The organism is Capnocytophaga sp. H4358, from assembly GCF_002302515.1.
GTDB classification, from domain to species: Bacteria; Bacteroidota; Bacteroidia; order Flavobacteriales; family Flavobacteriaceae; genus Capnocytophaga; species Capnocytophaga canis.
In genome coordinates this window covers 1,133,907-1,147,432 of sequence record NZ_CP022380.1, presented here as the reverse complement: position 1 = coordinate 1,147,432, position 13,526 = coordinate 1,133,907, and the positions used below count along the sequence as shown (strand labels likewise).

Annotated in this window: 11 protein-coding genes; 5 read left to right on the top strand and 6 right to left on the bottom strand. The window is 36.9% G+C overall.

Annotated features, from left to right (window positions below):
• Window positions 1–27: 27 nt before the first annotated feature.
• Window positions 28–687, bottom strand: a complete 660-nt coding sequence (locus CGC49_RS04920) for a YceI family protein (protein WP_042008932.1) — start codon at window positions 685–687, stop codon at window positions 28–30.
• Window positions 688–934: 247 nt separating this feature from the next.
• Between CGC49_RS04920 and CGC49_RS04915 the strand changes: the two genes are divergently transcribed.
• Complete coding sequence (locus CGC49_RS04915; RefSeq protein WP_042008976.1) at window positions 935–1,201, top strand: TM2 domain-containing protein; 267 nt, start codon at window positions 935–937, stop codon at window positions 1,199–1,201.
• A gap of 89 nt (window positions 1,202–1,290) precedes the next feature.
• On the opposite strand, the gene CGC49_RS04910 is transcribed toward CGC49_RS04915, so the two are convergent.
• Together CGC49_RS04910 and CGC49_RS04905 are read right to left on the bottom strand one after the other, a co-directional pair.
• Window positions 1,291–1,986, bottom strand: a complete 696-nt coding sequence (locus CGC49_RS04910; RefSeq protein WP_082021476.1) for a PAS domain-containing protein — start codon at window positions 1,984–1,986, stop codon at window positions 1,291–1,293.
• A gap of 261 nt (window positions 1,987–2,247) precedes the next feature.
• Entirely contained in the window at window positions 2,248–4,422 is a 2,175-nt protein-coding gene (locus CGC49_RS04905; RefSeq protein ID WP_095912692.1) for a DNA mismatch repair protein MutS, read from the bottom strand.
• Between the two features lie 284 nt (window positions 4,423–4,706).
• Between CGC49_RS04905 and CGC49_RS04900 the strand changes: the two genes are divergently transcribed.
• The gene (locus CGC49_RS04900) at window positions 4,707–5,372 is read left to right on the top strand and encodes a uracil-DNA glycosylase (RefSeq protein WP_042347834.1); all 666 of its coding nucleotides are present in this window, start codon (window positions 4,707–4,709) and stop codon (window positions 5,370–5,372) included.
• Window positions 5,373–5,432: 60 nt separating this feature from the next.
• Here the strand turns inward: CGC49_RS04900 and CGC49_RS04895 are convergent, their stop codons facing one another.
• Window positions 5,433–6,005 carry a hypothetical protein gene (locus CGC49_RS04895; protein WP_095911997.1) on the bottom strand — a complete coding sequence of 191 codons (573 nt, stop codon included), beginning with the start codon at window positions 6,003–6,005 and terminating at the stop codon, window positions 5,433–5,435.
• Between the two features lie 516 nt (window positions 6,006–6,521).
• Here CGC49_RS04895 and CGC49_RS04890 point away from each other — a divergent pair.
• Window positions 6,522–8,093, top strand: coding sequence for a M81 family metallopeptidase (locus tag CGC49_RS04890; protein ID WP_042008927.1), 1,572 nt, complete (start codon window positions 6,522–6,524; stop codon window positions 8,091–8,093).
• A 206-nt stretch (window positions 8,094–8,299) separates the two neighbouring features.
• Here the strand turns inward: CGC49_RS04890 and CGC49_RS04885 are convergent, their stop codons facing one another.
• Both CGC49_RS04885 and CGC49_RS04880 read right to left on the bottom strand, forming a co-directional pair.
• The gene (locus CGC49_RS04885) at window positions 8,300–9,868 is read right to left on the bottom strand and encodes an exo-alpha-sialidase (protein WP_095911996.1); all 1,569 of its coding nucleotides are present in this window, start codon (window positions 9,866–9,868) and stop codon (window positions 8,300–8,302) included.
• A gap of 15 nt (window positions 9,869–9,883) precedes the next feature.
• Window positions 9,884–11,041, bottom strand: coding sequence for an AGE family epimerase/isomerase (locus CGC49_RS04880; RefSeq protein WP_095911995.1), 1,158 nt, complete (start codon window positions 11,039–11,041; stop codon window positions 9,884–9,886).
• Between the two features lie 167 nt (window positions 11,042–11,208).
• Here CGC49_RS04880 and CGC49_RS04875 point away from each other — a divergent pair, with 167 nt between their 5' ends.
• Together CGC49_RS04875 and miaB are read left to right on the top strand one after the other, a co-directional pair.
• Window positions 11,209–11,943, top strand: a complete 735-nt coding sequence (locus CGC49_RS04875; protein ID WP_042345034.1) for a FadR/GntR family transcriptional regulator — start codon at window positions 11,209–11,211, stop codon at window positions 11,941–11,943.
• Window positions 11,944–12,073: 130 nt separating this feature from the next.
• On the top strand, window positions 12,074–13,522 hold the full coding sequence (gene miaB, locus CGC49_RS04870) for a tRNA (N6-isopentenyl adenosine(37)-C2)-methylthiotransferase MiaB (protein ID WP_095911994.1): 1,449 nt from the start codon (window positions 12,074–12,076) through the stop codon (window positions 13,520–13,522).
• The last annotated feature ends 4 nt before the right edge of the window (window positions 13,523–13,526 follow it).

Genomic DNA, 13,526 nt, shown 5'->3' with positions numbered 1-13,526 from the left:
TATTAGGACTACTAATAAAAAATTAGATTATTTTGTAGCTTTTACTTTAACAACCAATTCGATATCGTCGTTAATGAATTTGTCTTTAAGGTTGTCGAAAATTGATTTTGAAGCGTAATTTACACCGAAATCAGTACGGTTAATTGTAAAAGATTGAGAGTCAATAACTACTTCTGAGTCTGTTACAGAAACTGTTGCAGGGAAAGTTACTTCTTTTGTAATTTCTTTCACTGTAAGATCTCCTGTTACGTTTGTTCCGTCAAATGATTTGAAAACAAATTTAGCAGTAGGGAATTTTTTTACGTTAAAGAAGTGATCTTCAGCATCTTCTTTACCGGTTCCTTTTAAGTGGCCTTCTAAGTCTTCTTTTCCATCTCCAGCAGCTAAGTCTAAAACAACGATAGAGTTCATGTCTAAAACAAACTCTCCTGATACGATTGATTTATTTTCAACGTTTACTGTACCTTCTGAAACGTTCACAGTTCCATTGTGTTTTCCTGCAGGTTTTGATCCAACCCATTCAATTACAGAGCTTGGAGCTACTGTATAAGCCACAGAGCCAACTGGTTTTTCTGTTGAAACAACTTCTGTTTGTTCTGTTTGAGTTTCGCTTTTCTTTGCGTCACTTTTACAGCTTACGGCGATCAATGAAGCAATTACTCCTAATCCTAATACGATTTTTTTCATGTTAAATGTTTGTGTTTAAATTTTAAATTTGTAAATTGGGGCAAAGCTATCAATTATCTCTTTACATGTTGTCTAAAAAAAATGTTAATTAACATATTTTAATATTTTAAAAGTAAATGTAGTGATTTTGTTGTTGTATTTCCCACTGAATTTTAACGTTTTGATATACTTATAATTTTGTCTTTTTCTTTTGTGTTATAAAAAAAATCCTTACTTTTGCCTATGAATTAAGTAAAAAATAAAAGTTATGAGTACAGAATTAAACAACAGTACTATCTCTAAGCAAGAAAATAAGAAAGTACTTGCAGGGGTTTTGGCCTTGGTATTAGGCTCAATAGGAGTTCATAAATTCTTTTTAGGATATACGAAAGAAGGAATTATACAGATTGTATTGACAGTCGTTACTTGTGGGATAGCTTCTTTAGTGCCTCTTATAGAAGGCATCATTTACTTAACTAAGTCTGATGAGGAGTTCTATAAGATTTATCAACAAGGGCGTAAACCTTGGTTTTAAAAAATTAAAAGTTAGCAAACGAAAAAGGCTGTCTCACGACGGCCTTTTTCAATAATTAATTAAAATCTAATATAGCATGAAAAAACTTTTTATGACACGATTTTAGACAAAAAACCACCTTTTTCAGCAGATTTATCGTCTTCAGCTTCCTTACTTACCTCTTTTGAAATAACGCTTTCAATTTCTTCCTTATAGGTTTTTAGTAAGTTTGCTACAAATTCGTAATATGAAACTCCCATATCTTCCAAATACCCCATAAAATATTTCTCGCTAACCTCCAAACCATTAACTTGCTCAATTTTTAGCAAACGTCTGTATAGCGGTTCAATGGACTCTTCAATGATGCTCTTTGGCAATGCTTTGCGATAGGATACAAATCCAATAATTTTATCTTCAGCGTCTTTTTTGATTTCAAAGTTCGTAATCACCCAATAGTATTTCCCACTTTTTGACATGTTTTTGATGATGGCGTGGAAATTTTCACGAGTTTTTAAGTTGTCCCAAAGGATTTTAAATACAACTTTCGGCATGTCTGGGTGACGAATGATGCTATGTGGTTGCGACATCAATTCGTAGGCTTCATAGCCAGAAACATCAATGAAATCATCATTGGCGTACTCAATATTTCCAAATTTATCGGTTCGGCTCATCAAAGTTTTTGATTTATCCCACTGTACCTCTTCATTAATAGGCGTAGGGCGGACAACGCAATTTTTCTTAGCTCCGCCTTCAGTTTCTTTAAGAGAGTTTGTGTTTGTTTTTGTTTCGTCGCTGTTGTTTTTCATCTTTCCGACCTTAATTTTTTAAAGCACATCTGTTGTGAGATTTTCTATTTCTTTTTTTTGACTAAGTTGCCACATTATCCTGTCATAGAAAAACATTGTCATTCTATGTCTATTACATTGCAAATCAGTAATCAAGCCTAAATGAGTTTGATAGAAAAAAACTTTGATGTGGGCAAGTTATAATAAAATGTAAATATTTACAAATTCATTAAATGTTAATTAACTTTTTTTAACTTTTGTATTTTTGTAATGTTCTGATTTTTAGTTTTTTACTTTTTCAACCAATTCTAATTCTGAAATAGCTACAGTGGTGGTAAACATGCCGTAATTCACAATAGCTTTTCCCTTCTCAATTTTATCGATGACACCAACGCTACGACTATCTTTGATGCGTACTCGGTCATTGATTTTTAACATGCGTTGCATTCGTTCTTTGGCGGCTTCCTCCTGAGTGATTTTTGCCTTTTTTTCAGCTTTTTTCTGAATTCTGATAGCTTCAATTTCTTTATTAACTTCAGTCTCTATGGTCTTTTTTTGTTCTTTTTTTTGTGTTTTTTCAACTTTGGAGAGTTGCTTTCGTTTAGCGTTTTCACTTTCAATAATTCGCAATATGTCAGATACTAATGAACGTCGCTTACCGTCATAAAAATAACGCTCTGCTACTTCGTCAATTTTATTTCCTAAGTAAATCATACGTTGATTATGATCGTAAAGCTCTTGATAATTTACCAGTTTAGACTTTATGCGTTCGTTTAACTCCTCCAAGCGTTTGGCTTCTTCACGTGCTTTAGCTTCTTCATCTTTCAGATTTTCAGTGGTTTTTTCCATTTTGCTTCTTTCTTTTTGAAGCTTCGCAATGGTAGCGTCAAAACGAACTTTTCCTTTTTCAATTTTCTTTTTAGCACGGTTTATCAGTCCAAAAGGAATTCCATTTTTTTGAGCGACTTCAAAGGTGAATGAACTTCCCGCTTCTCCTACGATAAGTTTGTAAATAGGTTCTAAGGTTTTATCATTGAACAACATGTTAGCGTTGGTAGCATGAGGCAATTCATTGGCTAATATTTTTAAATTAGCATAGTGGGTGGTAATTACTCCAAATGCTTTCCGGTGGTAGAACTCTTCCAAAAAGGTTTCGGCTAACGCGCCTCCAAGCTCGGGATCGCTACCAGTTCCAAATTCATCAATTAGGAATAGCGTACGTTCATTGCATTTTCGTAAAAAATAGTTCATATTCTTCAAGCGGTAGCTGTATGTACTCAAATGATTTTCAATAGATTGGTTGTCGCCTATGTCTGTTAAAATCCGTTCGAATAAACACATTCGACTGCGATGATGTACAGGAACGAGCATACCACTTTGTAGCATCAGTTGTAGTAATCCAATGGTTTTTAATGTGATACTTTTTCCTCCTGCATTAGGGCCTGAAATCACGATGATGCGTGAATCATCTGTGAGTTCAATATTTTGTGGATAGGTTGGTTTACCTTTTTTTTGATTGTTCAAAAACAAGAGTGGGTGATAGGCTTCCTGCAAAAATAGCACCCTTTCTTCTGTGATTTCAGGAAATAGCCCATTCATGCTTAACGCATATTTTGCTTTCGCATAAATGATGTCAATGGCTGTGATGTAGCGTTGGTAATCTTTGAAAAGAACTACATATTGACTCAAATAGGTTGTGAGTTGCTTCAAAATACGTTGAATTTCTTCTTTTTCATCGTATATTAAATTGGTCAATTCTCGTGAGTACATTTCTGTTTGTCTCGGCTCGATATATACGATGCTTCCCGTTTTGGAACTACCCAGTACTGTTCCGAGAACTTTTCTGCGATACATTGCTTTGACAGCAAGTACCCGACGATTATCCACCACGGTCTCTCGGATGTCATCCAAATAGTCCGAAGCATTGTACTCAGCTAAGGTTCGGTTAAAACTTTCATTGATTTTTCCTTTTAAAATGCTGATTTCCTTACGTATATTCCCCAAGGTTTGGGAAGCGTCGTTTTTGATTTCGCCAAATTTGTCAACGATTTTATCAATAGCTTCGGTAATATCGGTAGTGTAATGGATGCTTTCTGCTGTTTCGTGTAAAACGGAATATAGTTCCTTAAATTTACGAAAAAACTGAATATGCGTATTCACGGTTTGCGATATCAAATAGAGTTTTCGTATAGCAGAGAGTTCGAGCGTTGTGTTTTCTACTTGTAATAGCCGTATTTCTGAACTAATTTTCTCACAACTATGTCCTGGGATAGTATTGTTATTTTGAAATGAAGCTAAATATTCATTAGTTTGTTGCAATGCAAAGAGTAAAGTTTCCTTATCCTCAAAGGGTTGCAAACGCAAGGCATATTTTTTCCCTAATTCGGTGTGACATATTTCAGAAATATGTGTGAGAACAGTTCCGAATTCTAAATCTTCAAGTGTTTTATTGTGAATCATTTAAGGTACAAATATATATGTTTTTGTGAGGCGTATCGTGTACGTCTTTTCTATATGTTGAGGTTGTTCGAAAGTTTTGTTTTTAACTGCATCTGTTTGAAATTCAGCTTACTTTTAGGTTTCTTATCTGCTATAAATTAGGTATTCACACATATTAAAAGCTATTTTTTTGGATACTTCTCTTGCAAGTGGTACTTCTGAATTCTTATTCGGAAAAATTCAAGTTTCAAAATTAATTGTTATTTTTGTTCTTCATTTTGACGTGCAAAAATATTAAAAAAATGGAAGTAAACATTCATTCTTCATGGAAACCTTATTTAATTAGCGAATTTCAACAAGATTATTTTCAGAAATTAGTGAGCTTCATTAAACATGAATATACACAAGGGGTATGTTATCCGAGAGGGCAACAGATATTCGCAGCTTTTGATTATTGCCCGTTTGAAAATGTGAAAGTGGTTATTATAGGTCAGGATCCTTATCATGGTGTAAATCAAGCTAATGGGCTGTGTTTTTCAGTACAAGACGGTGTCGATCATCCTCCATCGTTGATAAATATTTTTAAGGAATTGCAACGAGATTTGGGAGTACCTTATCCTTCAAGTGGTAATTTGGAACGTTGGGCAAAGCAAGGAGTATTGTTGCTCAATGCTACGTTGACAGTTCGAGCTAACCAAGCAGGAAGCCACCAAAACCAAGGATGGGAAACTTTTACAGATGCTGTAATACGTTTGGTCTCTGAACAAAAACAACAGGTGGTGTTTATGCTTTGGGGTGGTTACGCTAAAAAGAAAGCTAGTTTAATAGATGCTTCCAAACATTATATTTTGACTTCTGGGCATCCGTCGCCATTGAGTGCGAATCGAGGGTATTGGTTTGGTAATAAGCACTTTAGTAGGGCAAATCAGTACTTAGTATCTGTTGGAAAAGGAGAGATACAATGGTAAAAAGAGAGGCTGCCTTTCGGGACAGCCTCAGATGTAAGTTATGCTATATTAGATAAATGCTTATTTTGAATATTTATTAACTTGCTCTTTTGCTTTTATTGCTTTGAGATTCAATTTGTTAATTTCTTGTTCTTTTTTCAGAATTCGATTTTTGTATTTCAATTCGTCTGATGAAGAAAGATTTCCTTTTGCTTTTTTACTTTCAAATTTATTCTGCTCTTGAGCCAATTCGTTTTGCTTCATTTTAACTTGAGCTTCAATTTTTAGAACTTGCTGTTGAGCTTTAGCTAAATTTTTTTGTTTTTTCTCAGCTTCTTTTTTGGCACGTTCCTCTGCTTTTTTAGCTTTTTCCTGAGCTTTTTTGGCCTTTTCTTCAGCCCGTTTTGCTTTTTCTTCAGCTTTTTTAGCTTGGATTTGAGCTTTTTCCTCTGCTCTTCTTGCTTTTTCTTCTGCTATGAGCACCTCCTTTTGGGCTTTTTGAGCTCTTTGTTCTGCTTTTAAGGCTTCTTTTTCAGTCTTTAGTTCAATGTTTGAGGGGACGGTTTGTGTCGATGTCCCTGTAGTTACTGTAGTTTGAGCGAATGATATTTGTATCAAAAAAAGCCCAACTACTAAAGCGTAAAGTTTTTTCATATTCTAATGTAATTTGTTTTTTTCGATACAAAAGTATGTATTTATATCTGTTAAATAAAATTAATTACAAAATTTTAAGAGTTTCATTAAGAATTAATTAATCGTAGGTTTCAAGTTTTACTTGTTTTAAGGAGCTAACATATAGTTGTTTACCATATAAAATAGCTCTTGTTGGAATTTGTAGATTTAACAATTTAAAGTGCGTTGTTTTTTCAATTTTTCAATTTTTTTTGTGAATGGACAAGTGAAAAATTCGAAGCATAAACAAATCAAGTGGATGTATTGTAATTATTTGTTTTTTTTCGATAGATTAGACCTCTCGGGTGAATTATGTTAAGCCCGAATCTGCAGAAAAATTTGTACAAAGTTACTTAGGGTTTGCTCTGAATAAGAAAGTTAGTTTTTTAACTCATAAATGATTAGCAGTGCGGAAAAATAAGTTTCTTTGGGAGATTATTTTGTATTTATTTCATTTTTTTTGTATTTTTGTGCTATTATTAACCTAATTTTGTAGTTATGAGATACATAAAAAGCATTCTATTTCTTTTGGGGTTGTCCTTTTTTATAGGTTGTTCCTCAAAAACAGAGAAAAAACTACCTCGTATTGCTATTGCAGGTATTGCCATTGAGTCAAGTACGTTTTCACCCGCTGTTTCCGATGAAGACGCTTTTCCGTTGCGTATAGGTGATAGCATTTTCTCGTATTACAATTTTTTTGTTCCCGATTCGTCCGTTGTGCAACGGGCTGAGTGGGTGCCTACTTTGCGTTCACATGCTATGCCTGGAGGTATTGTAAAACGTGAGGTTTATGAAAAAATGGTAAACAAGACACTTGAAATGCTCAAAGAATCCTTGCCTATTGATGGTCTTTTCTTCGATATTCATGGAGCGATGAGCGTTCAAGGATTGGAAGATCCTGAGGGAGATTTAATAGTTCGAATTCGTGAGGTAATCGGTGATAAAGTTCTGGTGTCTTCTTGTATGGATTTACATGGAAGTGTTTCACCTCGTTTGGCACAGCATGTAGATATGATGACTTGTTATCGACTTGCGCCGCATGAAGATGCGATGATTTCTAAAAAACGGGCTTTGGTGAATTTGATTGACCGATTGGAGAGTGGCAAAGGCAAACCAGCCTACAAAGCATGGATTCCTGTGCCAATTTTGCTTCCAGGTGAAAAAACAAGCACACGCATTGAACCTGCCAAAAGTCTTTACGGACAAATTCCGAGTCTCATTGACGGAGATAAGGTCATTGATGCTTCTATTTGGATGTCATATCCATGGGCAGACGAGCCTCGCAATCACGGGGTTGTTTTGACTTATGGTGATGATAAAGAAGCTGTAGGCAAAGCGGCAGAAACCTTGGCGAAACATTTTTGGGATGTACGCGATAAATTTGAGTTTGTAGCACCAACAGCCTATTTGCCCGAGTGTCTTTCACAAGCCTTAGCGAGTACAGAAAAACCGTTCATTATCAGTGATATGGGAGATAACCCGACGGCAGGAGGAGCAGGTGATGTTACATGGACACTTACCGAGCTTTTCAAACGTCCTGAATTTAAATCTGAAAAAGGGAAAAGTGTTATTTACGCCTCTATTCCTGATGCTGAATTTGTAAGACAAGCACAAGCTATTGGAGTAGGAGGTAAAATTGATGCTTTGGCAGGAGCCCGTGTTGACGATCGTTACGCTCCGCCAGTGCGTGTGTCAGGAACCATTACAGCTATTGAAAAAGACGATAAAAACAATACGATTGTAGTAGTTAAAAGTGGAGCTATTTCTGTGATTATCACCGAAAAACGAAAAGCGTATCACTATGAGCGTTACTTTACTGAAATTGGGTTAAACCCTCGAGAAACGGATATTTTAGTGGTAAAAATCGGATATTTGGTACCTGAACTTTACAATATGCGTAAAGGCTGGGTAATGGCTTTAACGCCAGGTGGTGTTGATCAGGATTTATTGCGTTTGCCTTACAAAGGTATCCAACGTCCGATGTATCCATTAGATGCAGATATGCCTACGCCTAATTTAAAGGCTCGTTTTGTGCCGTTGGCAGATGAGCCACCAGTTACGAAACTATGATTTTTTATCACATATAGGAGGCTATTTGGGGAATTTTCCATAGCCTCTTTTTTGTGTGATTGATTGCTATTACTTAAATCAGACTTCCCAGAAGTATAAAGAAACCTCATCAAAGTTTTCCACCCAGAGCGGTTGAATTTGATGAGGTTTATAGCATAATTTTGAAAGAGAAAGTCGCTAAAACGATATATTTTCAGATCTTTTGTTTATTTTATAAGTTCCGAAATAGGAATTTTTTGAAAGATTAAATCACCAACTCCTTCGTAAAGTATTCCGATGTATTTGTTATCGATGAGAGACATGCAAGAATATCCGAAATTACCATTGGCATAGAGTTTTATTTGAGGGAGTTTATTCCACGTATTGCCGTCGTCATCACTCGCTTTGATGGTGATGTTAATTCTATTTTTTGCATCGGCAGGGTTCGAGAAAAACAAATATTGTTTACCGTTATTAGCCGAGTAGGAAATGATACTTGCCATACAATTGGGCTCGGTTAGTGCTTTACGTGATGTGCTGTGTTCTGTCCACGTTTTTCCAAAATCGCGAGTAACAGCCACTGAACGTCCGTGAAAGGCATCGGAAAGCGTGTAATTCTGCCGATTTCGGTCGTCACGCATATTAAGCATTATACTTCCATCAGAAAGCTGAACCACCTGAGCCTCTGTAGTATGCGATTTAGCTCCCGTTCCACAATGCCACGTTTTTCCGTGGTCGTCGCTATATATTAAGGTAGAATGTGGTACTTGATTTTCATCTTTATATTGTGCAGCGAACATTATTTTTCCATCAGCAAGGGTAATTCCGTTACCAGGGCCATTGAAGAAAAGATACCATTTGGGGTCTTTGGTCTGCGGAGTGATGCTGATAGGTTCGCTCCACGTGATGCCGTCATCGTCGCTTTTAACGAGCATTAGCTGACCTGTTTCGTGTGGCGTCATTCCAGGTTTGGAAGCCCACCACGCCATTTTGTCTTTGTCGTGTCCGTGAAGCCAAAGAGCTGCTACCCAAATAGTTCCTGTGTTTTTATCCACCAATACGGCAGGGTCGCCAATTCCGTTGAGTTGGTTGGAGAGTCCGCCCCATTCGCCCAAATCCATAATTTCTTTCATCGGTTCCCACGTTTGTCCGCCATCGGTACTTCGGCTCATTCCCACGTTTACGTCCTCTTGCAGGTCTTTGCAATTGTTGTAACGGTTGTCATACACGGCGATAAGCGTGCCTTTGTTGGTGGTTGCCAACCCTGGAATGCGATAACACTCAACGCCGTCTTGTTTCTTATCGCGAAGCGTTATCCCAAAGCGTTGTGAAGCACTTTTCGGATTTACATATACGTATCGTGACCCGTTTGATAAAAATTCAATTTGAAAAACTTTAATTTTGTTCAGAAGATTCGGCTTTTCGGTGGTTCTTGTTGTTACCCAAACATAAGTGTTTTCAGTTTTTGGTGAGTAATTACCTTTCAGAAGTATTGTCGATTGAATGTTTTTAGTAGAAGCAAATTGTTGTGCTTCTTTAAAGTTTTCATTATCACTTAAATAGATGGCCATTTCACTTAAATCCAAAGATTTTAATTCGGATTTGAGTAAAACTTTTACCTCTGTGATAGCATTCAAATTTTTAGTAGCTAACTTGAAAGAAGCTAATAAATTCTCCTTGCCTGTGACCAAAGGCATTTCGGGTTGTGTAAATTCGCCTCCGCCGATTACGTTTTTTTGGCTTCCACAAGCCGACAAAAGAACAAAAGCGAATAAAAGATAAAAAATTCGATTCATTATGATGCGTTTTATTTATTGATTTTCAATTTTTTCAAAAGTTTTCCAACATTGGAACATAGCTCTCGGCACGTGAAAGCAACCTTTCCATTTTCCGCCTTTAAGAGGGAGCAAAGGTTTTCCTTCACGATTCAGGTAACCGAACCATTCACCGTGCTCAGGGTCAGAGAAATGCGACCAAGCATAGTTGTGTACTTTTTCGTACCACGTCCAAATCTCCGAATTTTTCGTGTGTAAATACGCCTTTGAAAGTGCTACCAAAGTTTCCAAATGTACCCACCAAAGTTTTTGGTCCCATTCCAATTGTTGTGGCGGATTTCCTTTGGAATCCATAAAATACAGAATGCCTCCGTGTTTTTCGTCCCAACTGTAATTGAGGATGTTAAGAATGGTTTGTGTCGCTTTTTCGATAAGCGATTGGTCACCACGACGTACGGCAATATCAATCATAAACCACATTGCTTCGATGCCGTGACCGGGGTTTAGCAATCGACCGTTAAAGCTATCTTCTTTGCTCCCGTCAGGGCGAACATTCTCAAAAATAATACCTGTTTCAGCATCTAAAAACACGTTCATTACTTCATTGATGCTGAAATCTATCGTTTTGTTGATTTCTTCTTCCGAAAGAACGCTTTCCAATTCCAAAACCAAGTTAGAAAGAATCATCGGGAGTGAAAATCCTTTGAGCGGACGCACGTCGGTTGTTTTTTCGTATTTGCCCTTGGGATTGTTTTGTTTTTTTAATATGTTGTGATATGTGCTGATAGCCAGTTTTTTATAAGTTTCATCACCCGAGGCTTTTGCATACTGACTGAAAGCCATCGCTGCAAAACAATCCGAAAAAATGTTGTAAGGTTGAACCAGTGGTTTGCCATCGCGAGTGAGTGCAAAATAGAAATTCCCGTCGCTGTCCATTGCGTGATTTTTCAGAAATTCAACGCCTAATTTTGAGATTTCAAGCCATTTTGGGTTTTTCTCTACTTGATTGTAGAGCATCGCAAAAGTCCACGCTTGTCGTCCTTGCAACCAGATGAATTTATCGGTGTCAAAAACGTTTCCTTCACGGTCAAGGCAAGTGAAATATCCGCCAAATTCGTGGTCTAACGAATGTTTTTCCCAGAAAGGAATGACATCTTCTAATAATGTTTTCTTGTAAAGTTCGCTGTGTTTCATAAAGATAGTTTATGTTATTTTTTCTCTACTTGTTTGTTGTTTATGTAAAAAAGGCGTACCTTAGCGGGGTTTTGTTACTTGACCCAAGAAGCACTTTTCAATCTCCGCAAATGTAGGATTTTTTTTTGAATAAAAGAACATGTTGTGGACGTAAATAATTAAAACAAATGATAGAACTTCAGAAAATAGAACCCTCAGAAAATGTCTCTTTAGTAGATAGAATTGAACAACAAATTATTTTGTATATCAAAGAAAATGATCTTCGTCCTGGAGATTCGCTTCCAAAGGAGATGGAATTGGCTGAACAGTTGGGGGTAAGTCGTACGGCGGTGAGAGAAGCTATGTTACGACTGCGAACCTTAGGACTTATTGAGTCAAAAAGACATAAAGGGATGGTTCTCAAAGAACCCAATTTGATTGAAAATTTGGAGAAAATGCTCGATCCACACATGCTGGATAAAGCTACATTGCATAATTTGTTTGAATTTCGTTTGATGTTTGAAATCGGAATGACTGATTTTGTGTTTGCACGTAAAACTCAAGAGCAAATTCAAACATTGGAACAAATTGTCAATAAAACCAGAGATGTGCAATGTGATAGTAATAGCTTTTCATTGGAAGATGAGGTCTTGTTTCATAAATCACTTTACAAAATAGCTGATAATGAGATGCTTTTGCGATTTCAGAAAATTATCCTTCCAGTATTTGAATATGTTCATCACCTCCAAAGAGAAGAGATGAATGGAGCGTTAGCGAATGGTACTCTGGAAGACGAAATTTCCATAGTAACTCACAGAGATTTGGTGGAGGAATTAAAAAATGGGACTCCGCAATCATTTCGCGAAGCTATGCGACAACATTTGCAACCGCATTTCAGTCGAATTTTGCGAAGTAAATGTTAGTAGTGTTGGGTAGGCAGTTCCAGTGCAATCTCATTTGTTTTGGTAAGTTGTTGTTTTTCAAAAACAACGGTGAATCAGGTTGTGGATTGCTAATTATTTTCTATCTTTGTGGCTTGAAAAATATGCATTTATGGAAAAAGTGATAGATGAATCGAAGCAGGGGCAAAGTCTTGTTTTAGAGGTAAATAGAAATAACAGCAAAAAGGTATATATCGAAAGTTATGGCTGTCAGATGAATTTTTCTGACAGCGAGATTGTGGCTTCTATTCTTTCTCAAGAGGGTTACAATACTACGCAAACTTTAGAGGAGGCCGATTTGGTGTTGCTTAATACTTGTTCGATTCGTGAGAAAGCTGAACAAACCATTCGAAAACGGCTGGAGCAATTTAACTCTGTAAAACGCAGTCGTCCGGCTATGAAAGTGGGGGTGTTGGGCTGTATGGCAGAACGTTTGAAACATGCCTTTTTGGAGGAGGAAAAGATAGTAGATATGGTAGTTGGCCCTGATGCCTATAAAGATTTGCCTAACTTATTACAAGAGGTAGATGGAGGACGAGAGGCCGTAAATGTGATTCTTTCCAAGGAAGAAACGTATGCCGATGTTTCTCCTATACGTCTCAATAGCAATGGAGTAACTGCTTTCGTTTCAATTATGCGTGGATGTGATAATATGTGTACATTCTGCATCGTACCTTTTACGAGAGGGCGTGAACGAAGTCGCGATCCATTTTCTATACTTGAAGAAATCAATAGTTTGCAAGTAGCAGGTTTTAAGGAAGTTACTCTATTGGGACAGAATGTAGATAGTTACCTTTGGTATGGAGGCGGACTTAAGAAGGATTTTGATAAAGCTACTGAAATGGAAAAGGCAACGGCGGTCAATTTTGCCAAATTATTGGATATGGTTGCCACGGCACATCCAAAAATGCGCATTCGTTTTTCAACATCCAATCCTCAAGATATGACTTTGGATGTGATAGATACGATGGCAAAACATCATAATATCTGCAAGTATATTCATTTGCCTGTACAAAGCGGAAGCGATCGCATACTCCGAGCAATGAATAGACTACATACTCGAGCTGAGTATTTTACGTTGATTGACAACATTCGTGAGCGTATGCCTGAATGTGCCATTTCTCAAGATATGATTGCAGGATTTCCAACGGAAACCGAAGAGGATCACCAAGATACGCTTTCTCTCATGGAATATGTGAAATATGATTTTGGATTTATGTTTGCCTATTCAGAACGACCAGGAACATTAGCTGCTCGCAAAATCGCTGATGATGTTCCCGAAGAAACAAAGAAACGTCGTTTAGCAGAAATTATAGACCTACAACAGAAACACAGTCTGTATCGCACACAACAAAAAATCGGACAGATTTGCGAGGTGCTCATAGAGGGAAATTCCAAAAAATCAGATGCTCAGTGGATGGGGCGTAACACTCAAAATACAGTGGTGGTTTTCCCGAAAGAACATTACAAAGTAGGGGATTTTGTGAATGTTAAGATAGAAAGTTGTACTTCAACTACACTTATTGGTAAGGCAATAGGCTACAGCCAAATGATGAAATAAACGT